The 609-nt window shown below is 35.3% G+C and carries 1 pseudogene; it reads right to left on the bottom strand.

Annotated features, from left to right (window positions below):
* Window positions 1-67, bottom strand: a pseudogene (locus ACWHAR_RS29250) (peptide ABC transporter ATP-binding protein); the annotation flags it as partial.
* Window positions 68-609: the final 542 nt, after the last annotated feature.

The raw sequence follows: 609 nt of genomic DNA, 5'->3' as shown, positions 1-609 counted from the left end.
AATGCAAGTCGGTGTCCTGAAGTAACGTTTTGCCTTTCACTTTTAAAGTGTAATTCGCTATATTCATATACATACTCCTAGGAAATATTTGCATAATAATAAAATGTTCTGCCTTGTGATTTGTTACTAATGTCTAAGCTTTTGAGGTACCTCTTTCGTTTCCGATCTGGAAGCGCAAGAAATGTTTTTAGATGGCTAATTTGGAGATCTTTTACTCTAGTTTACAATATATAACACTCAATGTACAACAACGGCAGTTTCCTCAAGGCAATTCCTTACAAGATAACTGACAAACAAGCTAAATAAATGGATCGTCAATACCATATCAATGCATATTGATAACAACAATAAGGAGGATACTGAACCTTTTAGCCTAAGCCCTTGACTAAATAACCTCCTCCGTAGATTCTGCTGAAAGGTTTTTCAGCTCTAGCTGCCTTATTCTTTCTCTCGTTTTAATTGTCTCTAAAAGCAGTTATGCGGTACTATCATATAAAGGTCCAATGATGAAAAACAATGTCATACTTTTAAATTCACCTTATCATGCACATGCTCATAAATAGGGGTTTATTCTAAAAAGGGGATGGACGGTTTTGGAAAGCAAGTACC

It is taken from the genome of Bacillus sp. LR--39 (assembly GCF_053613335.1).
The sequence above is the reverse complement of the archived record's forward strand: the minus strand, read 5'-3'. Positions and strand labels throughout refer to the sequence as shown.